This is a genomic window from Bradyrhizobium sp. MOS001 (genome assembly GCF_004634465.1).
In the GTDB taxonomy this organism is placed as follows: Bacteria; Pseudomonadota; Alphaproteobacteria; order Rhizobiales; family Xanthobacteraceae; genus Bradyrhizobium; species Bradyrhizobium barranii.
Genome location: NZ_SPVJ01000024.1, coordinates 17,992 through 41,446, shown reverse-complemented (window position 1 = coordinate 41,446; position 23,455 = coordinate 17,992). Strand labels below are relative to the sequence as shown.

The 23,455-nt window shown below is 65.1% G+C and carries 24 protein-coding genes; 11 read left to right on the top strand and 13 right to left on the bottom strand.

Going from position 1 to position 23,455, the window contains the following annotated elements; translation table 11 throughout:
• The first annotated feature begins 3 nt into the window (after positions 1-3).
• Positions 4-435, top strand: coding sequence for a type II 3-dehydroquinate dehydratase (aroQ, locus tag CT676_RS25705; protein WP_085402603.1), 432 nt, complete (start codon positions 4-6; stop codon positions 433-435).
• Between the two features lie 59 nt (positions 436-494).
• Here the strand turns inward: aroQ and CT676_RS25700 are convergent, their stop codons facing one another.
• The 4 genes from CT676_RS25700 to CT676_RS25685 form a co-directional block, all read right to left on the bottom strand.
• Complete coding sequence (locus tag CT676_RS25700; protein WP_085402602.1) at positions 495-1,556, bottom strand: MBL fold metallo-hydrolase; 1,062 nt, start codon at positions 1,554-1,556, stop codon at positions 495-497.
• Between the two features lie 135 nt (positions 1,557-1,691).
• Complete coding sequence (locus CT676_RS25695; RefSeq protein WP_085402601.1) at positions 1,692-3,848, bottom strand: methyl-accepting chemotaxis protein; 2,157 nt, start codon at positions 3,846-3,848, stop codon at positions 1,692-1,694.
• A gap of 167 nt (positions 3,849-4,015) precedes the next feature.
• Entirely contained in the window at positions 4,016-4,741 is a 726-nt protein-coding gene (locus CT676_RS25690) for an outer membrane protein (RefSeq protein ID WP_085402682.1), read from the bottom strand.
• 224 nt (positions 4,742-4,965) lie between these two features.
• Positions 4,966-5,286, bottom strand: a complete 321-nt coding sequence (locus tag CT676_RS25685; protein WP_085402600.1) for a hypothetical protein — start codon at positions 5,284-5,286, stop codon at positions 4,966-4,968.
• 120 nt (positions 5,287-5,406) lie between these two features.
• Here CT676_RS25685 and CT676_RS25680 point away from each other — a divergent pair, with 120 nt between their 5' ends.
• Positions 5,407-5,748: a hypothetical protein gene (locus CT676_RS25680; protein ID WP_063980791.1), complete on the top strand. Its 342-nt coding sequence runs from the start codon at positions 5,407-5,409 to the stop codon at positions 5,746-5,748.
• 126 nt (positions 5,749-5,874) lie between these two features.
• Positions 5,875-6,162: a hypothetical protein gene (locus CT676_RS25675; protein WP_071917770.1), complete on the top strand. Its 288-nt coding sequence runs from the start codon at positions 5,875-5,877 to the stop codon at positions 6,160-6,162.
• Positions 6,163-6,192: 30 nt separating this feature from the next.
• Here CT676_RS25675 and CT676_RS25670 read toward each other — a convergent pair whose 3' ends face one another.
• The 3 genes from CT676_RS25670 to CT676_RS44285 all read right to left on the bottom strand — a co-directional run bounded on the left by CT676_RS25670 (position 6,193) and on the right by CT676_RS44285 (position 7,612).
• Positions 6,193-7,128, bottom strand: coding sequence for an AEC family transporter (locus CT676_RS25670; RefSeq protein WP_135215607.1), 936 nt, complete (start codon positions 7,126-7,128; stop codon positions 6,193-6,195).
• A 104-nt stretch (positions 7,129-7,232) separates the two neighbouring features.
• Entirely contained in the window at positions 7,233-7,442 is a 210-nt protein-coding gene (locus CT676_RS25665; RefSeq protein ID WP_028148688.1) for a hypothetical protein, read from the bottom strand.
• On the bottom strand, positions 7,439-7,612 hold the full coding sequence (locus CT676_RS44285) for a hypothetical protein (RefSeq protein ID WP_167768152.1): 174 nt from the start codon (positions 7,610-7,612) through the stop codon (positions 7,439-7,441). The genes CT676_RS25665 and CT676_RS44285 overlap by 4 nt, the downstream gene beginning before the upstream one ends.
• A gap of 383 nt (positions 7,613-7,995) precedes the next feature.
• Between CT676_RS44285 and CT676_RS45350 the strand changes: the two genes are divergently transcribed.
• Entirely contained in the window at positions 7,996-8,268 is a 273-nt protein-coding gene (locus tag CT676_RS45350) for a hypothetical protein (protein ID WP_085402681.1), read from the top strand.
• 18 nt (positions 8,269-8,286) lie between these two features.
• Here CT676_RS45350 and CT676_RS25655 read toward each other — a convergent pair whose 3' ends face one another.
• From CT676_RS25655 to CT676_RS25640, 4 genes are all read right to left on the bottom strand, one after another.
• Positions 8,287-9,906, bottom strand: a complete 1,620-nt coding sequence (locus CT676_RS25655) for an ABC transporter ATP-binding protein (RefSeq protein WP_167768156.1) — start codon at positions 9,904-9,906, stop codon at positions 8,287-8,289.
• Positions 9,907-9,908: 2 nt separating this feature from the next.
• Positions 9,909-10,748 (bottom strand): ABC transporter permease, encoded by an 840-nt coding sequence (locus tag CT676_RS25650; RefSeq protein WP_028148686.1) that lies wholly within the window; start codon positions 10,746-10,748, stop codon positions 9,909-9,911.
• A complete protein-coding gene (locus CT676_RS25645; RefSeq protein WP_085402596.1) occupies positions 10,745-11,716 on the bottom strand; it encodes an ABC transporter permease in 972 nt (323 codons plus the stop codon). The genes CT676_RS25650 and CT676_RS25645 overlap by 4 nt, the downstream gene beginning before the upstream one ends.
• Before the next feature lie 237 nt (positions 11,717-11,953).
• Positions 11,954-13,504, bottom strand: coding sequence for an ABC transporter substrate-binding protein (locus tag CT676_RS25640; protein ID WP_085398351.1), 1,551 nt, complete (start codon positions 13,502-13,504; stop codon positions 11,954-11,956).
• A 215-nt stretch (positions 13,505-13,719) separates the two neighbouring features.
• Here CT676_RS25640 and CT676_RS25635 point away from each other — a divergent pair, with 215 nt between their 5' ends.
• The 5 genes from CT676_RS25635 to CT676_RS25615 all read left to right on the top strand — a co-directional run bounded on the left by CT676_RS25635 (position 13,720) and on the right by CT676_RS25615 (position 18,342).
• Entirely contained in the window at positions 13,720-14,358 is a 639-nt protein-coding gene (locus CT676_RS25635; protein ID WP_085398350.1) for a TetR/AcrR family transcriptional regulator, read from the top strand.
• Positions 14,359-14,611: 253 nt separating this feature from the next.
• Positions 14,612-15,274 carry a DUF3313 domain-containing protein gene (locus tag CT676_RS25630; protein ID WP_135215605.1) on the top strand — a complete coding sequence of 221 codons (663 nt, stop codon included), beginning with the start codon at positions 14,612-14,614 and terminating at the stop codon, positions 15,272-15,274.
• A 32-nt stretch (positions 15,275-15,306) separates the two neighbouring features.
• Positions 15,307-15,876, top strand: a complete 570-nt coding sequence (locus tag CT676_RS25625) for a DUF2147 domain-containing protein (protein WP_085398352.1) — start codon at positions 15,307-15,309, stop codon at positions 15,874-15,876.
• A gap of 193 nt (positions 15,877-16,069) precedes the next feature.
• Positions 16,070-17,002 carry a helix-turn-helix domain-containing protein gene (locus tag CT676_RS25620; protein ID WP_085398348.1) on the top strand — a complete coding sequence of 311 codons (933 nt, stop codon included), beginning with the start codon at positions 16,070-16,072 and terminating at the stop codon, positions 17,000-17,002.
• 95 nt (positions 17,003-17,097) lie between these two features.
• Entirely contained in the window at positions 17,098-18,342 is a 1,245-nt protein-coding gene (locus CT676_RS25615; protein ID WP_085398347.1) for an acyl-CoA dehydrogenase family protein, read from the top strand.
• Positions 18,343-18,397: 55 nt separating this feature from the next.
• Here the strand turns inward: CT676_RS25615 and CT676_RS25610 are convergent, their stop codons facing one another.
• Complete coding sequence (locus CT676_RS25610) at positions 18,398-19,948, bottom strand: winged helix-turn-helix domain-containing tetratricopeptide repeat protein (protein WP_135215604.1); 1,551 nt, start codon at positions 19,946-19,948, stop codon at positions 18,398-18,400.
• 133 nt (positions 19,949-20,081) lie between these two features.
• Between CT676_RS25610 and mddA the strand changes: the two genes are divergently transcribed.
• Together mddA and CT676_RS25600 are read left to right on the top strand one after the other, a co-directional pair.
• A complete protein-coding gene (gene mddA / locus CT676_RS25605; protein WP_085398346.1) occupies positions 20,082-20,870 on the top strand; it encodes a methanethiol S-methyltransferase in 789 nt (262 codons plus the stop codon).
• A 207-nt stretch (positions 20,871-21,077) separates the two neighbouring features.
• Entirely contained in the window at positions 21,078-21,500 is a 423-nt protein-coding gene (locus CT676_RS25600) for a GFA family protein (RefSeq protein ID WP_085398345.1), read from the top strand.
• A gap of 202 nt (positions 21,501-21,702) precedes the next feature.
• On the opposite strand, the gene CT676_RS25595 is transcribed toward CT676_RS25600, so the two are convergent.
• Positions 21,703-23,262 (bottom strand): winged helix-turn-helix domain-containing protein, encoded by a 1,560-nt coding sequence (locus CT676_RS25595; RefSeq protein ID WP_085398843.1) that lies wholly within the window; start codon positions 23,260-23,262, stop codon positions 21,703-21,705.
• Positions 23,263-23,455: the final 193 nt, after the last annotated feature.

The window sequence follows — 23,455 nt, the reverse complement described above, 5'->3', positions numbered from 1 at the left end:
TCCATGAAACGCGTGATGATCCTCAACGGTCCCAACCTCAACATGCTCGGTATCCGCGAGCCGCACATCTACGGCACGACCACGCTCGCGGAGGTCAATGCAAGCTGCGAGGAAGCGGCCGGCAAGCTCGGGCTCAAGTTGGCCTTCCACCAGTCCAACCATGAAGGCGTGCTGGTCGATCTGATCCAGTCGGCGCGGCAGGACGCCGATGCGATCGTCATCAATCCGGCCGGCCTCTCCTTCACCTCGGTCTCGATCATGGACGCGATCAAGACCTTCGAAGGCCCGGTGCTGGAGGTCCACATCTCCAACATCCACGCCCGCGACGAATATCACCGCCACTCCAAGATCTCGTTCGTGGCCACCGGTGTGATCTGCGGGCTGGGCCCGTTCGGCTACGTCGCGGCGCTGCACGCGATCGCGAATATGAAGTGAGCTGGTAGCCGCGGCGGAGGTCTGCTCCCTCTCCCCGCAGGCGGGGAGAGGCGAAAAGCTCACGTTGTCCTGAACTGGAGCACGCCGTCTTTCGTCTCCGCCGTCAGCCGGCCCTCGACGATCATGTAATTGACGTGGGCAACGAGTTCGCCGGCGGCAAAGCCCATCTGGTGCTCGTCAAGCACGTGCTTGTTGAACACGACAGGCACCAGGGCGCGCGAGGTCTGCGGCACCTCGCTGCAGGCTTCCGCGATCAGGCGGCAGCGCTCCTCGTGGTGATCGGCGAGCTGCTTGATGCGGGTCTTCAGACCATAGAACGGCACGCCGTGGCCGGGCAGCACCAGCAGATCGTAGGGCAGGGTGGTGGTCAGGCTCGCGAGCGAGGCCAGATATTCGCCGAGCGAGTTCTGGTCGGGTTCGACCGCCCACACGCTGACATTGGGCGAGATCTTGCTCAGCACCTGGTCGGCGGAGAGGAACAGCTTGTCGTCGGCGCAATACAGCATCACCTGGTCGAGCGCGTGCCCGCCGCCGGTGATCACCTTGAAGCGGCGCGTGCCGATCACGACCTCGTCGCCATGCGAGATGCGGCGGTAGGACGGCGGCAGCACCGAGACGCGCTTGAGATAATCCTGGCCGCGGCCGAGCAGCTTTTCGGTGAGCGACTCGTCCATGCCGTGGCGGCGGAAGAACAGCCGCTGGGCTTCGCGCCGCTCCTCGGTGCCGCGGTTCTGGTGGTAGACAGATTGCAGATATTCGACCTGCGTCATCACCAGCGGGCAGTTGAACCGCTCGACGATCCAGCCCGCGAGGCCGACGTGATCGGGGTGCGAATGCGTGACGATCAGGCGCGTGATGTTGACGCCCTTCAGCGGCCCCTCGAACAGTCTGGTCCAGGCCTCGATCGTTTCCTCGTTGCCGAAGCCGGCATCGATCATGGCATAGCCGTCGCCGTCGGCGAGCAGGTAGATGTTCACGTGGTTGAGGCGGAACGGCAGTTTCAGCCGCGCCCACAACACGCCGGGACGCACCTCGACGATCTCTTCGGGGCCGGGATGCTGTTCCCAGGGATAGCGCAGGGCCTCGGCCGAGGACTGCACGGTGTCGGTTTTCGGGTTCATGCTACCGGCTTAAACCCGCCGGGCGCGGGGCGCCAGCCGAAAAAGGCCGGGCCGTGGTCTCCGCATGGCGGTCATACCTGCAGTTTTCCGTAGCCCGGATTACGCGGCGCTCCATCCGGGCTACGGGCCGGCGGCTTACGCCGCCCGCATGTTGTTGAGGAATGCGTCGATCTCTCCGCGCAGCATGTCGGCTTCGCGGCGGAGCGCGTCGGAGGCGCCCAGCACTTCGCTCGCCGCCGCGCCGGCTTCCGCGGACGCCGTGGAGACGCCGATGATGTTGCTGGAGACCTCGCTGGTGCCGCCGGCGGCATGCTGGATGTTGCGGGCGATTTCGCGGGTGGCCGCGCCCTGTTCCTCGACCGCGGCGGCGATCGTCGTCGTCACGTCGTTGATCTCGCCGATGATCCGGCCGATGCCCTGGATGGCGCCGACCGCGGAGGTCGTGACCGACTGCATGCTGGCGATCTGGGTGCGGATCTCTTCCGTCGCCTTGGCGGTCTGGCTCGCGAGGCTCTTCACCTCGGAGGCGACCACTGCGAAGCCGCGGCCGGCTTCGCCCGCGCGCGCCGCCTCGATGGTGGCGTTGAGCGCGAGCAGGTTGGTTTGCGAGGCGATGGTCTGGATCAGGTCAACCACGACGCTGATGCGGCTCGCACTGTCGGCAAGGCTCTGCACCGTGGTGTCGGTGGCGCCGGCCTCGTCGACCGCCTTCCTTGCGATCGCGGCCGAGGTGACGACCTGCTTGCTGATCTCCTCGATCGAGGACGACAGCTGCTCGGTGCCTGATGACACGGTCTGCACGTTGACCGAGGTCTCCTCCGCGGCGGATGCAACCGCGTTCACCAGCGCGTTGGACTGGTCGGCGGTGTTCGACATGCTCTGCGCGGTGGACTGCATCGAATTGGCCGATTGCGCGAGATTGTCGAGCGCGTTGCGTACCGCGCCCTCGAACTCGGCGATCTTCGCTTCCATGCGCGCGGCACGCTCGGCCTTGGCGACACGGTCCTTGTCCTGCTCGCTCGACATCGCGCGGGCCTCGATCATGCTCTCGCGGAACACCTGCAGCGTGCTCGCCATCACCGAGATTTCGTCGTTGTGGTGCTTCGAGCGGTAGATCTCCGTCTCGAGGTCGCCGTTCGCGAGCAGCTGCATCGACTGATGCAGCGCGCCGATCCGCCGCAGGATGTTGCGGCCGACATAGAGCCAGACGAACAGCGCCGAGCCGACCAGCATCAGCGCGCCCAGCGCCAGCATCGCGGTGGTGGCGAGCGAGATCTCCTGGCGCGCCTGGAACGTCGACGCGTTGGTCTCCTTCTGCACGCCGTCGACGAGCTGCTGCACGCTGATGCCGAGACCGACATTGAGCTTGCGGGTCTCGTCCAGGATAGTCTGGCCGTAGTCGATGGCGTCGAGCTCCTTCTGGCGGATCTTGAACACGCCGGTCTTGCCCTCGCCGAAGGCGAACAGCTTCTGCACGGCGTCGCGCACCGTCTGCATCGAGGGCATGTTCGGGAGGTCCTCGAGGTTCGACTTGACGCGGTCGCGCGTCGCCTTGAACTCCTTCTCGATCGCCTCCAGCGTGTCGCTGTTGTTGGCCGACAGCGCCGCCATCATGTCGGCGGCCATGAGATTGCCGTTGGCGGAGATTGTCGCGACCTGGGAGACGGTGCGGGCGGCCTCAGTCGCATCATCGGCGGAAACTTCCGCCGCACCGAGGATCGCGTTCAAGCGTGTCTGTGCGTCCAGCATCGCAGGACCGGCCGCGCCGACGAAGGTGAGCTGCGCCTTGCGCAGCGCCTCATACTGCTTGTCATGCAGCGCGCCGGTCTCGAGCCGCTCACGCGCGGCCGACACCAGGCTCTGGGTCGCCTCGTCGATGCTCTTGGCGGTGTCGCGCAGCGCGGTTGCGATCTGCTTGTCGGCGCCGAGCTCGATGATCTCGCCGAGCTTGGCCATGGCGAGCTGCTGGATGTCCTTCACGCTCTTGGTGCGTTCCTTCAGCGCCTCGTCGGAGGGCGATGCCAGCAGGCCCGGGCCTTGCGCGGCGAGCGTCGCGCTCTGCGAGGCGAGCTGCAGGCTGGCGGAGAGGCGCGGGATGTCGCGGCCGCTCAGATCCATCATGGTCGCGCCGAGGTGATTGAAGACGAAGCCGGCGCCGGCTGCGATGACGAGGCCCATGCCCGCGATCAATGCGAAGGCGGCGAACAGGCTGCCGCGCACGCCCCACCTTGGCATCTTGAAACGAGGCTTGAGACGGCCAAGGACACGGCCAGCACCCAGACGGATCGCCATCGAAATTCCCCCACGCGTGATCTTTATATTTTCGCCGCGGAGTATCCCTGGGTCGGGTTAAAAAATCGCAAGTTGCACAATCGGTTGCGCCTGTTCCGCACAGCGAAAAAGAAAGGGCCGGCAGAGTTGCCGGCCCTTGATTGCGAAGAGATTTTTTGGAGGCGCGATCAGTAGCGCGCGACCGCCGAGTTGGCCCAGTTGAAGCGGTAGTTGACGCCCGCCTTGAAGGTGTGGTCGTCGGTCGTGAAGTTGCCGGTGCCCACCAGCGGGCCCGCGGTGAAGTGGGCGTCGCCGAAATTGTAGTACTGGTACTCGGCCTTGGCCGACCAGTTCGGGGCGAACATGTATTCGAGGCCGGCGCCGACGGTGTAGCCGTTGCGGTGATCGCCATCGATGATGAAGCCGGTCGGCACGCCGCCAATCGTCACCTTCTCGTTGTTGTCCGAATAGGCGTAGCCGCCCTTCACGTAGAGCAGGCCGGGACCCCAGGTGTAGCCGACGCGGCCGGTGATGGAGCCGAGGCCACGCTGGTCGTTGCTGTAGGCGACGCCGCCCGGGAACGCCGCGCCGACGCTGCCGGAGAGCCAGGAATACTGGCCTTCGACGCCGACCAGGAAGTTCGGGTTGAACTGCCAGTCCGCACCGACCTGCACGCCGCCGAGGAAACGGCCGTTGCCGTTGTTGCCGGTGGAGAGGCCGTTGAAATTGTTGTCGCTGGAGAACGCGCCGCCGACATGGCCGCCGACATAGAAGCCCGTCCAGTTGTAGATCGGCGCGGCATAGGCCGGCGCGGGCGCCTTGTAATAGTTGCGGTTGCCGAGATCGGCGCCGACGGCCGGCGCGGCAGCGCTCACCACGAGCAGCGCAACGGTTGCAAACAAAATCTTCTTCATCGTCTTGAACTCCAGCACTTTGGTCCCCGGCAGGCGCGCTGTCCGCGCCGTCGTTGGTTTTGCAGATAGCTCGCTTTTGACGAAAATGCTGTCACATCCGTGGCACAGCGACAGCCAACCTAACTTATTGGGCTGTAAATGATTTTCGTGCTTAATGGCGGCTTAAGAAGTGGTGAAGGAAGGCTTAACGTCGCAAGTCTCGGGTAACTTGCGCGCGTCTCTCGTTAACCAAGACGCCGCCGCGCCTCATCGCGCATCTGCTGGCGGAAGGCCGCGCGCCTTGCAGGCCGGTCTTCCTCGCGTACGTCGTGGCGATCGAAGACGTCGAACTTCTCCATGATCGGATAGCGCTCGCTCGCCATCGCGAGCACGCGCAGCACCTTGGTCGCGGACGGCGTCGGGCCACTGACCTCCCAGCGCCGGATGGTATCGGCGCCGCCCTTCTCCGGCAGTCCGCAAAGCTTGGCCATGTCGGCCGCGGTGAGCTTGCGCTCGAGCGCATCGGAAAGGTCGTTGCGGAGCTGCTTCAGTTCGGGGCCGGTCATGCTGCTTGCGTCCAGGGAAGTCACTGAAGGCGATGCACTAGCGCTGATTCGGGTCCATCCGAAGGCCGGTGGTCGTGATAGTGTGTCCATGCCGGTCGAGCATCAGCGAGGCGAAATCGCATGCCTGTGTTCAAGCTGCCCCTGTCGGGGGATGTCGTCCAGTCCATTTATCCGTCGTTCTTCAGTCCCACCGGCGGCCAGTTCGGTCTCGTCAACATCACGGTGGGGCAATCCTCGGCGCCAGATGTCGAGAAGGACGTGCTGTCGGATGTCGCCGGTTACGGCAAGCAGATCGGACAGATCGCGGACGCGCTGCTGGCCGTGGTCGAGCATCTGGAGTCGCGGCCCGACCACGCGCTCGCTGACGATCCGGCGATCGTCGCCTTCAAGGCGCTGATGCACTCTGTCGCGACAGTCAAGGAGCGACATGGCCGCAAGGCATGTCGTCCGAAGCGACGATGACCACGGCAGCGGTGTCTGGGTCAGGCACATTCGGGCGTGCACGAAGTTATGAACGGGTGCCCATGGAAATTCCGTGTTGAATGAACACATGGCACAGTGGGCTCGCAGCCAATGAAGGGAACCGCCATGACAAGCATCAAACCCGCCATTGCCGCACTCATCACTGTCGGACTGCTGGCCGCGCCCTTTGCAGCCGAAGCGAAGAAGGCCCGGCCGAGCCGGCATCACTACAGCACGGGCGTGGTGGCCCCGACCTATGGCGCCGCCGCATTGCCGGTCGCGCAGCCCAGGACCTCCTACGGGTCGTCCGGGCAGACGGTCGGGACGGTCACGGCGCCCTCGATCGGCTCGTACAATTGGCCGTCGGTCGGCGTGACCAATTCGGTGCCGACCTGGAGCAACACCACGAGATAGAGAACACCTCGCCAGGCGCGCCGGTGATCGTCAACGCGTGCCGGGCGCGAGGCCGGAGAGCAGGTAGAGCGCGACCAGCAATGTCGCGACCGACAGCATCGTCGTGACCGAGACGGTGGCCGCGACCAGCTTCTCCTCGACCTTGTGCTCGTGTGCCAGCACATAGACGGTCTTCGCCGTCGGCACGGCCGCGCATATGACGGCGGCAACCGTGTAGAGCGGATTGAGGCCGGTGACCACGCAAAGCCCGTAGACGATCAGCGGCATCACCACCAGCTTGACGGTCGCGAGCGCGAACGAGGCCTTCAGGTTGGATCGCAGACCGTCGACCGACAGGCCAAGCCCGATGGCAAACAGTGCGCAGGGCGTAAGCGCAGCGGCAATGATGTTCAGATAGGCCGCGACCGGCGCCGGAATCGGCAAGCCCGTGATCGCCCAGACGAGACCGATCAGCGTCGACAGCACCATCGGATTGAGCAGGATCTGCTTCACCAGCCCGGCGGAATGCGAAGGGCCGCGCACGTCCCTTTCCAGCAGGATGACCGTGAGCGGAAACATCACGCCGGCGACGAACACCGTCGCCACCGCGGCAGGCAAGACGGTGGGCTGGCCGTAGATCGCGTGCAGGATCGGGAGCGCCACGAAGCCGGTATTGGTCATGGCCGCCGCCATGCCATGGATCGTGCTGCTGGCGAGGTCGTGCTTGCCGCCCGCGCGGACCGCCAGGAAGACCAGCGCGAAGCAGAGGAGGGAGCCGCCGCCGAACGCGAGCAGGAAGCGCCATTCCAGCAGGTTGCGCGCCGGCTCCTGGGCGATCGTGACGATCAGCAGCGCCGGCATCGCCACGTTGTAGGCAAAATGCACCAGCGCGTCCGCAAGCGAGCGGGAGAGATAACCTGATACACCGGCAAACCAGCCGGTGACGATGATTGCGAACACGGGAAGAACGAGGCTGGCGACCTCCATCCGGCGTCCCCCTCTGCCAAGCAGCGCCGCCATTCTAGCCTGGCGATGCATGCTCGTCACGGTTCAACTGGATGGCGCCGCCCTCGACCAGACGGCCGGTGGCCTCAGGCGCCCCTGCCGGTCTGTTGACCGAACACGCAGCGCCATCCAGCCAGGCGTTCGGCCGGATGCTGGTTCATCCATTCGGCGAGCTGCGGCGCGCCCATCAGGCAGGACTGCATCGAGACGTTGGCGAAGTCCGAGGTGGTGACGATCTGCTCGTGACAATTTGCCGGAGAGGAGAGGCTGCACAGCACCGCGATGATCTTGATCACGCCAGATTTCCTGCGTCGCCGTTGGCCGCGCGGCCGATCGTCGCCTTGCCCTGCGGCTCGCCGCTCGGATCAGCCGGCGGAAAAATGCTGTCGTAGATCGCGCGTGCCTCCTGAATGAGGCGAACGCGCTCGCGTTCGGATTTCGAGACAAACTGAATAACCTGGCCCATATCGGCTCCAATGGATCGGACATCCATCATCAGATGATGGAAATCATTCCATGCGAATCTGGGGTGTCGGCCTCTGTTTCGCATCTGTGCGGACGGTCACGAGGGATAAAAAGCCCGTGAGTGTTCCGTTGCGTGAAGAGGAGCGGAATACCTTAGCCATGAGCTGGCCTGACGTTGCCGGCGCCCGCTCCTCGTGTCCCGGGATCGCCCGCGTTCGGCTGGAGCTGCTCGTCGCGCCATCGTGATGGAGCGTAAGGCCCTGCAGTGTGGTCGTGTTGCGGCACATTTTCGCGCGCGTGGAGTTGTAAGATTGCTCAGTGCACGAGTGGTTCGACGAGCGAATGGCCGACGCGACTGAGACACCGCGCCCGAAAGGATTAGCCATGACAAGAACGAGACGCTCGATTGCGGTACTTATCGCGGTCGGATTTGCGGCATCGCCATTCGCTGCAGGCGCGCAGACGTCTGCGGCGGGCACCCAAGGCAACACGGGCGGTCTTTCCGGAGCGCCAGCAACGCAAGGCACAACTTATGGAAGCTCCGGACAGACCGTCGGGACCGTCACTGCGCCGTCGATCGGAACGTCTAATCAACCATCGGTCGGCGTGACCAACTCAGTCCCCACCTGGAGGAACACCAACCCTCCGGCCAAGTAGCAACCGCGATCGGCCGCCTCACGCCGCCGGCGCGCGCTCCTTCCGGCCCGGCACCGCCGCCAACAGTTCGCGCGTATAGGCGTGCTCTGGCGCGGCGAACAGTTGCGCGGTCGGCTTCAACTCGACGATGGCGCCGCGCTGCATCACCGCGATGCGGTCGCAGATTTGCGCCGCGACGCGCAAATCGTGGGTGATGAACAGCATCGAGAGGCCAAGGCGCGCCTTGAGGTCTTCGAGCAGTCGCAACACCTGCGCCTGCACGGAGACGTCGAGCGCGGAGACGGCTTCGTCGGCGACGATGATCTCCGGTTCGAGCGCGAGCGCGCGCGCGATGCCGATGCGCTGACGCTGGCCGCCGGAGAATTCATGCGGGTAGCGGTCGAGCGCGCCGGCGTCCAGCCCGACCATCCTGAGGAGATCGCGGGCGCGGTCGAACGCCACTTTCGGATCGATGCCGGCTGCGATCGGACCGTCGGCGATGATGTGCCCGACCTTGCGGCGCGGATTGAGCGAGGCGAACGGATCCTGAAAGATCATCTGGATGCGATGGCGCTCGGCGCGGAGCGCCTTGCCCGAGAGCTGCGTGAGATCGGTCTCGCCGATCCGCACCGTGCCGCGGTCGGCTTCGATCAGTCGCATCACCAGACGCGCCACCGACGATTTGCCGGAGCCGGATTCGCCGACGAGGCCGAGCGTCTCGCCCTTGAGAATGTTGAAGTTGACTTCGCGCGCGGCATCGACGCGGCGGTCCTCGCGAAACCAGCCGCCTGATGTGACATAGGTCTTGTCCAGCCCAATCACCTCGACGGCCCTGGCCTGGTCATCGAGCGGCTCGCGCGCCGGCGGATCCATCGACGGCACGGCGGCGAGCAGCGCCTTGGTGTAGTCGTGCTGCGGATTTTTGAAGACGGAGCTAGCGGGGCCTTCCTCGACGACCTTGCCATGCCTGAGCACCACGACCTGGTCGGCGATGTCGGCGACCACGCCGAAATCATGGGTGATGAACATCACCGCCATGTTGCGGTTGCGCTGGAGGTTGCGGATCAGTTTCAGGATCTGCGCCTGCGTGGTGACGTCGAGCGCGGTGGTGGGCTCGTCCGCGACCAGCACCGCAGGCTCGAGCGCGAGCGCCATCGCGATCATGGCGCGCTGGCGCTGGCCGCCGGAGAGCTGGTGCGGATAGGCGCGGACAATGCGCTCGGGGTCGGGCAGGCCGACCTCGCGCGCCAGCGACAGGGCCTTGGCGCGCCGCTCCTTCGGCGTCAGCAGGCCGTGGGCCTCGAACATCTCCGCCATCTGGTCGCCGATCCGCATCAACGGATTGAGCGCGGTCATCGGCTCCTGAAAAATCATCGCGAGCCGGCGGCCGCGCAAATCGCGCCAGCCGTCGTCATCGAGCTCGAGCAGGTCGCGGCCTTCGAACTGGATCTCGCCGGAGGTGACGGTGACCGTATCAGGCAGAAGCCCCATCAGCGCATGCGCGCACATCGACTTGCCGGAACCGGATTCGCCGACGACGCAGACGATCTTGCCGGGCCGCAAATCCAGCGAGACGCCGTCGACGGCGAACGGACGCTCGGCGCCCTTGGGCAGCGCGATCCGCAGATTCTTGATCGAGACGGCGGGCGGGGCGGTCATCATCACCGGCCCTCCCGCGACAGGCGCGGATTGAGCGCGTCGTTGAGGCCTTCGCCGATCAGGTTCAGCCCGAGCACCGAGATCAGGATGGCGACGCCGGGAAACACGGTGATCCACCAGGCCTGGCGGATCACGGTACGGCCGGCGCCGACCATGTAGCCCCAGGAGATCAGATTGGGATCGCCGAGCCCGAGGAATGCTAGCGAGGATTCCAACAGGATGGCGGTCGCCACCATCAGCGAAGCCAGCACGATCACCGGCGACAGCGCGTTCGGCAGGATCTCGCGCAGGATGATCCAGGTGTTGCTCTGGCCGGTGACGACGGCGGCCTGGACATATTCGCGCGTGCGCAGCGACAGCACCTCGCCACGCACGAGGCGGGCGACCGGCGGCCAGCTCACCACCGCGATCGAGGCCACGATCGAGTAGATCGAGGGCTGCAGGATCGCGACCAGCACGATCGCGAGCGCGAAGCTCGGAATGGTCTGGAAGAACTCGGTGAAGCGCATCAGGGCGTCGTCGACCTTGCCGCCGAAATAGCCGGCCATGGCGCCAATGGGAACGCCGACGACCAGCGCGACCAGCGTGGAGACGAGACCCACCAGCAGCGAGACGCGCGCGCCAAAGATCATGCCGGCGAACACGTCGCGGCCGAGCGCGTCGGTGCCGAGCGGCACGGTCGAGAGCGTGAAGGGTGGCAGGAACGGCCGCTGCACCATGCGCCAGGGTGAATTCGGGAACAGCATCGGCCCGAACACCGCGATCGAGATCGCAAGGACAAGGATGACGAGCCCGACGACGCCGCTCGGGCTCTTCAGCATCGATTTCCAGAACTGTTTCATGAGGCGAATTCGATGCGCGGGTCGACCAGTCGGTAGACGAGGTCGGTGATGAGGTTGAAGATCAGCACCATGGCGGAGCAGATCACGAAGACGCCGAGCAGGAGGTTGTAATCGCGCTGGAGCAGCGCGTCGTACATCAGACGCCCGATGCCGGGCCATGCGAACACGGTCTCGGTGATGACGGCGCCGCCGATCAGCGTGCCGGAATGCACACCGGCCAGCGTCACGACCGGCAGCAGCGCGTTGCGCAGCACGTGGCGGCGCTGGATCACGGCGTCGGAGAGGCCCTTTGCGCGCGCGGTCTTGACGAAGTCGAGGCGTTTCACTTCCAGCATCGAAGCGCGCGTCATGCGGGTGTAGGTCGCCATGAAGAACAGGCCGAGCGTCATCGCCGGCATGATCAGGTGCTTTGCGACGTCGACTGCGTGGGCAAGGCCGGTGAGGTTGGCGCCGACCGTCTCGTAACCGAAGCTCGGCAGCCAATCCATGGTGACCGAGAACAGGAGGATTCCCATCAGCGCCACCCAGAAGATCGGCATGGCGTAGAAGATCAGCGCGAACACGGTGATGGCCGTGTCGAGGAAGGTTCCGGCAAAGCGCGCGGCGAAGGTGCCGAAGAGAACGCCGAGCATGAGCGAGATCGCGAATGCGGTCAGTGTCAGCAGCAGCGTCGCCGGCAGCCGCTCGCCGATCAGCTTCACGACCGGCGCCTGCTGGCGGAAGGAGAAGCCGAGGTCGAGCGTGACGACGCCCTTGACGTAGATGAAGAGCTGCTCGGGCAGCGGCTTGTCGAGGCCGAACTTTTCCCGGAGCTGCTTGACGAAGACCTGGTCACTGGCGCCGGCCTCGCCCGCCATCACGACCGCGGGGTCGCCGGGCGCAAGCCGGATCAGGAAGAAATTGAGGACGACGATCGCGAGCAGGACGATCACGCCCTTCAGGACACGCTGAGCGACGAAGGAGAGCATATTAGAGAGTCATCTCTTGTAGCGTGACCTGGAGCCACGGAGACAGTGGGCTCCCTCGCCCCGCTCTTGTCCGCCGAAGCCTCGGCGAAGGCGGATGCGGGGAGAGGGTTGGGGTGAGGGGGACTCTCCGCGGGGACGGTGATAGTTGGGCTCGCGGAGACTCCCCCTCACCCGAATGTGCGCTATGCGCACATTCGACCTCTCCCCGCGAGCGGGGAGAGGTGAAGAGGGCAGCCATCACTTGTCCAGCCATGCGTCCTTGAAGCCGTCATTGACCCCGATGCCCGTGGTGATCAGGTTCTTGACCTTGCAGCGGGTGATGGTCGGGAATTGCAATTCCAGCATCCAGGCCACCGGCACGTCCTCGACCAGGATTTTTTGCGCCTTCTCGTAGATCTCCTTGCGCTTCGAGTCCGGCGTCGCGGTCGCGCCGTCGGCGAAGAGCTTGTCGATCTCCGGGTTGGAGTAGCCCTCGACGTTGTTGAAGACCTGCCCCTTGGCGATGTTGCTGGAGATATAATTGCGGCCGACGCCGAGCGCGGGATCGCCATACTGGTAGAGATAGGTGAAGGCGATGTCGTAGTCCCAGTCGCCGATCTTCTGGTTGCCGCCGGCAACGTCGGTGGCGATCGTCTCGATGTTCATGCCGACGTCCTGGAGGTTCTGCTTCACGGCTTCACCCCAGCGCTGCCAGGTCTCGCCATAGGCGAGCGGCAGCAGGCGGATCTTCTCGCCCTTGTAGCCGGCTTCCTTCAGCAGCGCCTTGGCCTTGGCAGGATCGTAAGGGTATTTCGGCACGTCGTCGGTGTAGTACTTGATGGTCGAGGCGGACGGGCCGGTCGCGACCTTGCCGAGCCCGTTCCAGATCACGTCCTTGGCGAAGTCGCGGTCGATCGCGAACATGATCGCCTGCCGCACCCGCTTGTCGGCGAGCGGACCCTGGCGGTTGTTGAGCCACAGCCAGGCCAGCGGCGAGAAGAACTCCCAGCCGGCGCCGGTGACGCAGGTGTCCTTCAGCTTGGACAGCCGCGGCACGTCGAAATTCTCGACCGAGCCGCCGGGCAGCACGTCGACCTTGCCGGTCTCGTACGCCACCGAGCGCGCGGCGGCGTCGGGAATGATCTGCCAGTAGATCTCGTCGAGATAGGGCTTGCCCTTTTCGTGGTAGTTCGGGTTCTTGACCAGGCGGATGAACGAGCCCTTCTGCCACTCCTTGAACATGAAGGGGCCGGTGCCGACCGGCGCGTTGTTGTAGGGGTTGGTCTTCCAGTCGGTGCCTTCATAGAGATGCTTCGGCACCATCGGCATCGAGCCGACCTCGAAGATGCCGAGGAACGGTCCGAACGGCTGCTTCAGCGTGAACACCACCGTATAGTCGTCCGGCGTCTCGATCTTGTCGACCTGCGCCAGATTGGTGCGGGCACGCGCATGCGTCTGCTTCAGCATCTCCATCGAGAACAGGACGTCGGCGGCGGTGAAGGGCTTGCCGTCATGCCAGGTCACGCCCTTCTTGAGCTTGAAGGTGTAGGTCTTGGCGTCCTCGCTGACGCTCCAGCTTTCGGCAAGCTCCGGCAGCGGCTCGAGCTTGGGGCTGTAGCGCAGCAGGCCCTCGAAGATGTTGCCCGAGACCATTTGAGTCGGGCCGTTCTGGACCTGCGCAAGCATCAGGCCGGGCGGCTCGGGCTGGATCACGGCGTTGATCACGCCCCCCGTCCTCGGCTCTTGCGCCAGCGCCGAGGCCGTGAGGCCGCAAGCCAGGAGGGCACCAAGCAACACTCGTTTTGGCATGTCGTATCTTTCTCAAGCGAGACCGGCCGAAAACGCTTCGCACGTCATGGCGCGCGAAGCTCCGGCCGGCCCATCCCAGTCCCCATCCGATATCGAGGCTCACACAGTCTCATTCGGGGCCGCAAGATGAAAGTCTCGACAGTGTTCGCACAAAAAATGTACAGCGCGTCCTGTTTTCACTTGATTCATTGTCTTGTCACGGAGACAAGTCGGCCATGGACAATGCCAGCCGCTCCGAACGATCCCGTAACGCCGCACTCGAAGCGGCCATCGCGATCATCGCGCGCGACGGGCCGGGCCGGCTGACGCTGGATGCGATCGCGCGCGAGAGCGGACTCAGCAAGGGCGGCGTGATGCATCAGTTCCGCACCAAGGAAGCGGTGCTGAAGGCGTTGCTCGACCGGCAGATGGCGCATTTCGAGGAGTTCGCCACCAGCACCATGGCAAAGGTGAGCGCGACCTCCGCGAATCCCAACCTGGCGACCCAGCTCGCGACCGTGCGCGAAGCGGCCACCTCGCCGAATTCTGCCGCGCTGGCGCTGGTTGCGGCCATGGTCGAGAATCCCAGCCTGATGGCGCTGCCGCGCGAGCGCGAGATGGAGAGGATGGCGGCGATCAGGGAAGAGGCCACTGATCCCGATCTCGCGATGCTGCGCTGGGCCGGCGCGATGGGGCTGTTGTTGAGCTCGTTGTTCGGCATGTCGCCGCTCAGCAAGGACGAGCATCAGCGGCTGTTCGCGCGTCTGCTCGACGACGCGCAGTGGACCGGCCTCGAACGGCCGGCCGCCAAAGGCACCGCCAAATCCCGCGCGCCATCGGCTACGAAGGCCGCAACGCCGCGCAAGCGCGCCTGATTCATCGTTAACGATTTCCCGCCGATAGCTGCCCAAAGCCGCGCCTGCGGCCAAATGCGCCAGGCCCGTGTTTTTGAACTTTACAAACCGCCTAGTCGGTTTTACACATGGACACACTGAGACGGCCCAAGGCTTCCGAAATGGCCCCGGACGAAGCCTCGGGTTGGCACTGGTGAGCGCCGCAGCCGCGTCTGGTCCCGTACGCGGCTGCGGTCGCCACTGCCTGGGCAGCAAGCCGCTAGAGGAGTCTGGAATGAATCGCTCGATCGCCCTGCGCGGTCTGGGAACGCTCCTGCTCGGCGCAGCCGTCGCGGGCTGCGCCACCGTCGCGCCCGTGCCGTATTCCGGGATGGCGTCCTCAGCCTACATGGCTCCGGACAATTCGGACGCCTCCGGCCGCGTGCCCTACCGCTATTCCACGCCGGTCGACTGGCGCGCTTATAATAGAGTCATCCTCGAACCGGTCGTGGTCTATCGCGGCAGGGATCACCAGTTCGGCGACATGTCCGACAAGGACAAGGCGACGCTTGCCGCCTACATGCAGACCCGTTTCGCCGAGGGTCTGCGCGGCCGCTTCGCGCTGGTGCGCGAGCGTGGGCCGGAGACACTGCGGATCAGGCTGACACTCACCGGCGCCGTCGCCAACACGCCGGTGCTCGGCACGCTCTCCCGCTTCGACGTCGCCGGCGCCGTCTACAACGGCGTGCAGGCCGCGCGCGACGGCGAGGGCACCATGACCGGCTCGGTGATCTACGGCGTCGAGATCTTCGACGCCGCGACCGCGCGCCTGCTCTCCGCTTACGTCACCAAGCAATACCCGGCTGCCTACGACATCAAGGCCACCGCCGGCGCGCTCGCCGCCGCCACCGCCGGCCTCGACAAGGGCGCCGACGCCTTGATGGCGCAATTGAACTGACGCCGCGACCCATCCAACGAAAGGTGCCGCTGATGAACATTGTCCTTCGCTTCGTGTTGCGCGTTGCGATCACGATCCTGATGATGGTGTTTGGCGGCCGCGCCGGCGCCGCGGCGCCGCCCGATCCCAGCGGCACCTGGCTCGTCCAGGACGGCCGCGCGCGCATCAGGCTCGAGCGTTGCGGGCCGTCGCGCGACCGCATCTGCGGCTTCATCATCTGGATGAAGGAGCCGGCCGACAAGCGCGGCCAGCCCTATCGCGACAAGGAGAATCCCGATCCCGACAAGCGCGCCCGCGCGCTGCTCGGCCATCAGCTCATCATGGGTTTGCAGGCGACGCCGGAGGGACAGTTCGCCGGCGAGATCTACAATGCCGAGGACGGCAAATCCTATTCGGTCTCGCTGTGGCGCGACTCCGCCGATCGCCTCAAGCTCAGGGGTTGCCTGATCAAGTTCCTGTGCCAGACCCAGACCTGGCAACAGACCCTCGACGTGCTGCCCGGCCAGCTCGTCGGCCTCACCGGCGATCTCAACGGCCCCCGCGCCGACAAGGAATGGGCCGCCGTGCCGGCACCGAAGCCGATGCAGGCGAAAGCCAGGTAGCGGATTGCTCCTCTAACCACTCACTTGGTTTCCGGTGCGCCGACGGCTGCGCTCGCAATGACGACGTGATGACGGTCGCATATTGCGCGCCTTCGAGATTTGACCGGTTGTTCGCCAAAAGCTATCCTTCCGTCCCGCTGGGTCGTCCAATCTGAATTTGCACGCGCGAATTCCTCGTTCCGGGGGCGCACCTATGGAATGGTCAGCCAAGCCATCTCGCGCCGATCAGCCCTTCGGCAGTTGGGCCGACGATCTCGCTGCGGCCTTTGTCCGGCTCGAGCCGCGTAAAATCGCCGACCGTCCCTTCGAAGGTTCGATCGCGCGTACCGACGCTGCGTCGGTCCAGATTTCGCTGGTGAAAGCCACAGGGCACTGCGTTCTCCGGCTGCGGCCCCATATTGCGCGAAGCACGGACGATCTCTGCTTCGTCAATCTCCAGCTCGAGGGTCTGGGCCGCACGACGCAGCGGGGACACGAGCAGGTCTGTGCGCCCGGCGACCTCGCGGTCGCCGATACGACCGAGCCGTTCGAGATTGCCAACGGCCGCGACTTCCGCCTCTTTTGCTTTGCCGTGCCGCGGCGGCACCTGCCAAAGAGCTTTGCGGATTCTCCGCGGCTTGCGTTGTCGAGGACGGAAAATGGCCGCGCGTTGTCGCGCACGCTCGCAGGCTATGCCGAGCTTTGCCTGGCAGCACCCGCCGTTGCGGCAAGCAGCGGCACGCATGTGGTCGAGCTGATCGCGCATGCACCGGAGATGCTGGGTGAAATGCCGGTTGCGCGCGTGAATGCGCCCGTGCTGCTGTCGATGATGCTCGACCATATCGACCGCCACAGCGACGATCCCGGTCTCGATGCCGAATTGCTTGCCCGGAAGTTCCGCTGCTCGGAGCGCTATGTGCACCGGTTGTTCGTCGCGACCGGCCGCTCCGTCGGCGAGCATGTCAGCGATCGGCGGATCCTGATCTGCGCCCGCGACCTGCTCGACGCGCAGCATCGTCACAAGGCCATCTCCACGATCGCGTATGAGGCCGGCTTTTCCGACATCTCGCACTTCAACCGCCTCTTCAAGCGCAGCCACGGCCTCGCCCCGCGCGAATTTCGGAGGACGAAGGGGAAGGGCGAGTAGTTCACCTCCAGCCAAGAATTAGGTCGCTGCCGACCAAGATTTTCCGCCCTCGCTCGGCTCACCCTGGTGACCTGCCGGAGCGAGGGAGATGTTCGATGGCGATTGATTTCACGCTTTCACCTGCGCAGCGCGCGTTGCAGCTTCAATCGCGAAAATTCGCGGCGGAGGTCTTGGCCGGCGCCGGCAAGGCCGAGTTGCTGGCGACGCCGGAAGAGCGCTTCCTCGCGACGAAGCCGACCTATGAGGCGATGGTCGCTGCTGGTTATCTGCGCAAATGCATTCCGGCGCCGGCGGGCGGCGACAATGCCGGACTCATCGACATGGCGATCCTGGCGGAAGAATTCTACGCTGTGAATCCGAGCGTGACGCTGACCATGCTCGGCACGGTGCTCGGTCTGCTGCCAATTCTGCTTGGTGGCACCGCGGAGCAATGCGCCCGCCTGCTTGCACCGTTCCTGAAGACGAGCGGCGCTCCGCTTGCGGGCTTCTGCTCCTCGGAACCCGGCGGCAGCGCCAATGCTGCCGCACCGCCGCCGGGCGAGGGCGTGCGCACCACCGCAAAACGCGAGCTCGGCAATTGGATCATCAACGGCCGCAAGAAATGGGTGTCGTCCGCCACCGGGTGGGACCGCAATGGCGCCGACGTGTTGTGCGTGGTGTGCCGGACCAATCCCGCCGCGCCACCGGAGCAGGGTGTCTCCATCATTGCGGTCGAAGGCCCGGTGCATGGCATCGTGTTCGAACGCGCCATTGATTCGATCGGCCACCGCGCTCACCTCGTGCCGGAATTCAGCCTGCGTGCCGTCACCGCGCCGCACGGCAATCTGCTCGGGCAGGAGGGGGGCGGCTTGATGCTGGCGTCCGCCGCCTTCACCGGCACGGCGGCGCTGGTCGGCATCTTCGGTGTCGCCCTGATGCGGGCCGCCTTCGACTTCGCACTGCATTTTGCCCGCACCGAGAAACGCGGCGGGGTACAGGCGATCATCGAGCATCAGGCGGTCGGCTATGCACTCGCCGATGCCAAGACCACTATCGAAGCCGCGCGTTACCTGAGCTGGCGGGCCTGCCATGCGCTCGATACGCAATCACCGGGCGCCGACGAGCTCGCGGTCCAGGCCAAGATTTTCGGCTCCGAAGCCGCGGTGCGGGTCATCACCGACCTGATGCGCGTGGTCGGCATCGACAGCTATGATCACGCGGCGCCGTTCGGCCGCTTGTTGCAGGACGCGTTGGCGCTGCCGATCTTCGACGGTGGCAACATGGGCGTTCGGCGGCGCCAGCTCCACGCGATGCTGATGCGGCCCGATTACGATCCACTGACCGCGTGCGGAGGAGCCTGAGACGACGCGTCGTATCTGCATCCGCCCTTTGCGCATTTGCGGGGAGAGGGAGTCTCTACCCCAACCCCGCGCGCCGGAATCCCTCCAGATAGTGCTCGCGATCGGCGTCACTGGCCCAAGGCAGCTGCGTCGCGATCCAGTGCAGCGAGATGTTGGGCTGGGTACGTCGGAGTTCACCCAGCGCCATCTCGGCGAGCGCGCCGTCGCCGGTCATGCCGGCGGACACCGCGAGCACGCGGTAGGCGCCGGTGAGGTCGCCGCGATGGCGGATCGCCTCGCGCGCCAGCGCGATCGCCTCGTCGTAATGCCGTTCGGTGAAGCGCGCATAGCCGGCAATGCCGTAATAGATCGCCAGTGACGGATCGCGCGGCGAGAGCCGGATCGCCCTCTGCGCCGCATCGAACGATTCCCCGGAGCGGCCGGCGTAGGACAGCGCCAGCGCGTAATAACCCTGCGCCAGCGAGAAGTTCGGGTTGAGCGCGAGCGCCTGCTCGAACTCGGACAGCGCGTCGGAAAGCCTGCGCGTCGAGAAGAAGACGCTGCCGAGCGCGGCATGCGCCCAGGCATCCTCGTGGTCATGGCGCACCGCGGCGAGCGCGGCGGCCTCCGCGATCGGCACCGTCGTGGCAAGCTCCGCCCAGCCGAGATGGACGCCGAACATGTGGCTTGCCGCGAGCACCGACAGCGCCTGACCGTAGTTCGAGTCGATCGAAATGGCGCGTTCGAGCAACGCCTGCGCAGCCTTGTGGTCCTGCTGCGTCACCCGCCAGTAATGCGACAGCGCGCGCATCAACAGGTCCCAGGCATCGAGGCTCGCGGGCGGCTTGCGGTCGGCGCGAAAATTCTCTGCCGCATGGATCTGCGGCTCGATCGCCGCGACGATCGCGTTGGTGATGTCGTCCTGCACGGCGAAGACGTCGACAAGCTCGCGGTCGTAGCGCTCGGCCCAGAGATGGCTGCCGGTGGTGGCGTCGTTGAGCTGCGCGGTGATGCGCACACGGTTGTCGACCTTGCGCACGCTGCCTTCGACGATGTAGCGGACGCCGAGCTCTTCGGCGATCTGCCTGATATGAACCGAGCGCCCCTTGTAGGTGAAGGACGAATTGCGGGCGATCACCATGAACCAGCGCTGCTTCGACAGCGCGGTGAGAATGTCCTCGCTGATCCCGTCGCCGAAATATTCCTGCGCGGGATCGCCGCTCATGTTCTCGAAGGCGAGCACCGCGATCGCCGGGCGGTCCGTCACGGCGCGCACCGGGGCAGGGCCGGGTTCCACCGGCGCAAGCGTCGCTGCCACATCTTCCCGGACGTCGCCGACGAAGCGAAAGCCTTTGCGCGGGATCGTCTTGATCAGCCGCTGCGTCGCGCCGTCGTCGCCAAGCGCCTTGCGTGCGGCATTGATTCGGCTGTTCAGGGCGGAATCCGAGACGATGCGGTCGCTCCAGATCTGGCTGATCAGGTCATCCTTGCTGACCACACGGGCGCGTTGCGCGACCAGATAGAGCAGCAGATCGAACACCTGCGGCTGCAGCGGCACGGCCGCGCCGCTGCAGGTCAGTTCCCGCAGGTCGCCGTCGAGCACGTTGTTTTCAAAGAGAAATCGCACGTTTCTGTCGTCTCAAGCAAAAATCAAAGTGGTCTCAGGCGAAAATCAACCGTCCGCGAAAGTCAGGGGGTGTCCGATCCGGCATGGTGCGAACACTAAACAGTGCCGATGCCTCGGCACAACGGAGCGTTCTATGACCCAACTTGATCACCAGCTTCATTCCATCGGCCCGGAGGTTGCGGGCTCACGCATTTTCAAATTCATCGGCTTTCTGTACGGAATTGCGGCATATCTCGTGTTTTTCGTCACCATTCTCTATGCCATCGGCTTCGTCATGGGGCTGGTGGTGCCGAAGACCATCGACACCGGAACCGACACGCCGACGGCCGAAGCCGTCATCATCAATCTACTGCTGATGACGCTGTTCGCCCTTCAGCACAGCGTGATGGCGCGCAAGCAGTTCAAGGCGTGGTGGACGCAGTTCGTCCCCAAGCCGGTCGAGCGCTCGACCTACGTGCTGTTCGCGAGCCTGTCATTGCTGCTCCTGTTCTGGCAGTGGCGTCCGATGCCTACGGTCGTATGGGATGTCGGAAACCCGGATCTCGCCGTGACGCTGGTCACGCTGTCCCTCGCGGGCTGGGTGCTGGTGTTCGCCTCGACCTTCATCATCAATCACTTCGAATTGTTCGGGTTGCACCAGGTGACCAACCATCTCGTGGGCAATGAGGCGGCGCCGCCGCGCTTCAAGACGCCGTTGTTCTACAAGTTCGTTCGTCATCCGATCTATCTCGGCTTCATCATCGCGTTCTGGGCGGCGCCGGTCATGACGGCGGGCCATCTGCTGTTCGCGGCCGTGACCACGCTCTACATCTTCGTCGGCATCGCGCTGGAGGAGCACGACCTCGTCGATCTCTTCGGCGACGAATACCGGCAGTACAAACAACGGGTGTCGATGCTTATTCCCTGGCGCAGATCGGTATAGCCGTAGCATCTTTCCGCCGCGTCCACCGAAAGGAGGACGCGCGGCGGAACCGAAGCGCGTAACGGACGTTGCCGGCCTCCAGCCTTCAACGTCCCTCGGGGTGATTCCCTCCGCTCCGACGCCTCTCCCCGCATCCGCCTTTGCCGGTTTATCGGCGAGCCGGAGCGGGGAGAGGAATTTCAACCTTCATCCAACGGAGACGACCCAATGAAACATGTCGGAAACTGCTTCTGTGGCGCGGTCACAATCGAGGTCACAGGCGAGCCGGCGGCGATGGGCTATTGCCATTGCCGCTCCTGCCGCTCGTGGTCGGGCGGACCGGTGAATGCCTTCAGCCTGTGGAAGCCGGAAGCCGTGCGCATCACCGAAGGCGCCCAGAACGTCGAGACCTTTGCCAAGACGCCGCTCAGCCAGCGCAAATATTGCAAGAAGTGCGGCGGTCATCTCATGACCAACCACCCGCCGCTCGACTTGATCGACGTCTTCACCGCCACCATCCCCACGCTCGCCTTCACGCCCGGCGTCCACGTCAACTATTCGGAGACGGTGCTGCCGATGCGCGACGGCCTGCCGAAGCTGAAGGACTTTCCGGCCGAGTTCGGCGGCAGCGGCGAGATGATGCAGGAGTAGAGGTGCTCTTACCCTCCCTTGGAGGGGGAGGGTCGATCGCGCGAAGCGCGAGCGGGGTGGGGTGATCTCTCCACGCAGGCAGTGTTCGTTGTGGAGAGACCGTCACCCCACCCCGTCTCTCATCTTCGCTGCGCTCAGATGCGAGCCGACCCACGGGCGAGCTACGCTCGTCCCGGACCCCTCCAGGGGAGGGTAAACAGCATCACCTCATTCCCGCGCGCCGAAACCCCTGCAGATAGTGCTCGCGATCCTCTGCCCGCCGCATCGGAAGCTCGCGCGTGAGCCAGGCCAGCGAGATGCCGGGCTGGGTGCGTTGCAGGCCCCGCAACGCGTACGCCGCGAGCTGAGGATCGCCCAACATGCCGGCGGCTGCCGTCAGCACGCGATGGGCGCCGACGAAATCGGCGCGCTGTCGCATCGATTCCCGCGCCATCTGCACGGCTCCCTCATAGTTGCGGCCGATGAACTGGGCATAGGCGGCTACGCCGCAATAGATCGCCGCGAGCGGATCGCGCGGGCTCAGCCGCAGCGCGCGGCGTGCGGCGGCATCGCCGTCTCGCCATCTCCCGGCGTAGCACAGCGTCACGCCGTAGAAAGCGTGCGCCATCGCAAAATTCGGATTGAGTTGCAGCGTCAGCTCGAACTCAGCCAGCGCGTCGTCGAAGCGGCGGCGGAACAAATAAGTGTAAGCCAGACCGTGATGGGCCCAGGCGTCCTCGCGATCGGCTTCCACCGCCGCGAGCGCCGCGCGTTCGGCGACCGGCACGGTCATGGCCATGTCGGCCCAACCCATATGCGCGCCGAAGATATGGCTGGTCGCGAGCAGGCCCAGCGCCTTGCCATAGGCGGGATCGATCGCGGTCGCCTGTTCCAGCAGTCCTTGCGCGGCGGCGTTGTCCTCGCGCGTGATGCGCCAGTAATGCGACAGCGCACGCATCACGAGGTCCCAGGCGTCGAGGCTGCCCGGTGGCTTCTGCTGGGCACGAAAGCTTTCGGCGGTATAGAGCTGCGGCTCGATCGCGGCGACGATCGCCTCGGTGATCTCGTCCTGCACGGCGAAGATGTCGGCAAGCTCGCGGTCGTAACGCTCGGCCCAGAGATGGCTGCCGGTCGAGACGTCGTTGAGCTGCGCCGAGATGCGCAGGCGATCGCCGCTGCGCCGCACGCTGCCTTCGAGCACATAGCGTACGCCGAGCTCGCGCGCGACTTCGTGCATGTGCACGGCGCGGCCCTTGTAGACGAAGGAAGAGTTACGGGCGACGACGAAGAACCAGCGCAGCTTCGACAGCGCCGTGATGATGTCCTCGCTGATGCCGTCGGAGAAATAGTCCTGCTCGCGGTCGCCGCTCATATTGGTGAAGGGCAGAACGGCGATCGCGGGACGGTCGGGCAGCGCGAGCGCCGCCTGCGGCGCCTGGGCGACACGGCCCAGCTCCGGCAAGGCCGCGCCGCGCTGCGTCTGGACAGCGCCGACGAAACGAAAGCCCTTGCGCGCGATGGTGCGGATCAGCGCCTGGTTGGCTCCGCTGTCGCCGATCGCCTTGCGCGCCGCGTTGATCCGGCTGGTCAGGGTGGATTCGGAGACGCTGCGCCCGTGCCAGATCTTGTCGATCAGCTCATCCTTGCTGACCACCCGGTCGCGGTTCTCCATGAGGTGGACGACGAGGTCGAAGACCTGCGGCTCCACGGCCACGGGAACCTGCTCGCGGCTCAGCTCGCGCCGGTCGGTGTCGAGAAGGTGGTCCCGGAACATAAACTGCACGTCGAAAACTCAACCCTCGCAATGACATCAGGCAATGATGAAATCAGAATGGATTTCGACTCTAAGACTGTGAGTCCGCTGAGCGGCCTGCCGGGTTCACCACGATCGCGTGATGGCTGCTATGCCGTTTTCGGATAGGAATGCAACTTGAATGAGAATGTGGCGGGTCTGGTGGACTGTCGCGGGCTGCGCA